1 protein-coding gene is annotated in these 1,046 nt (G+C 71.9%); it reads left to right on the forward strand.

All coding sequences use genetic code 11. The annotated features are described in order from the left end of the window. Positions 1–1,046 (forward strand): response regulator transcription factor (locus tag KDK95_RS34735; protein WP_212522603.1); only part of this gene is annotated, 1,046 nt, incomplete at both ends.

A 1,046-nucleotide genomic window follows, 5' to 3' on the forward strand; every position in this document is an offset into this window, starting at 1 on the left:
CGCCCGCGCCACCAGCGCCACCAGCGGCGCTTCCGGCAGCGGCGCGGTCGCCCCCACCTCCGCCCGTGGCGCGGCAGGTCCCGGAGTGATTTCCGCTTCCGCCCGCGGCACGGCCGGTCCCGGAGTCGATTCCGTATCCACCCATGGCCCGGCCGATTCCGGCCCCGCCCGCGACGTGCCTGGTTCCTGCTCAATGCGCGCCCGTGGCCCGGCCGGTTCCGACCCCGCCCGTGAAGCGCTCGGTTCCAGTCCGGTGCGCGCCCACAGCCCGGGCAATCACGGTTCCGCCCATGAACGTTCCGCCCTTGATGTAGCCGGTTCCGGTTCAGCACCTGGCGAAACCGGCACCGCTTCCCCCGCGGTTCCGGACCGATTCGCTGCCGGCGAAGTAGCCGCCTGCGCCGTCCCCCAAACGGTCCTCCTCGTCGAGGACGACCCGGGCATCGCCGACCCACTCACCCGCGGGCTCGAACGTGCCGGCTTCGCCGTCCGCTCCGCCGTGACCGGCTCGCAAGCGCTGGCCGCCGAGCCCGCCGACGTCGTCCTGCTCGACCTAGGCCTACCCGACGCCGACGGCCTCGACATCTGCCGCCGCTTAGCCGCGCGCGGCACCAGCGCCATTCTCGTAGTCAGCGCACGCGGCGAAGAATGCGACCGCGTAGCCGCCCTGGACGAGGGCGCCGACGACTACCTGGTCAAACCCTTCGGCCTCGCCGAACTGCTAGCCCGCATCCGCGCCGTCCTGCGCCGCATCAACCCCCCAGACACCGACAGCGGCGTAGTCCGCCACGGCCCCCTGGTCGTCGACTCCAGAGCCCGCAAAGTCACCGTCCACGGCGAGGACATCCCCCTCACCCCCCGCGAGTTCGAGATCCTAGAGTGCCTGGCCGACGACCCCGGCAGAGTCTTCACCCGCCAAGAGTTGCTGGAACGCGTCTGGGACACGAACTGGTACGGCCCCACCAAGGTCCTAGACGTCCACGTAGCCGCCCTCCGCCGCAAGCTGGCCGTCCCCGGCCTCATCGAAACCGCCTACGGCCGCGGCT

This window comes from Actinospica acidithermotolerans (assembly GCF_018139625.1).
Lineage (GTDB): Bacteria > Actinomycetota > Actinomycetes > Streptomycetales > Catenulisporaceae > Actinospica > Actinospica acidithermotolerans.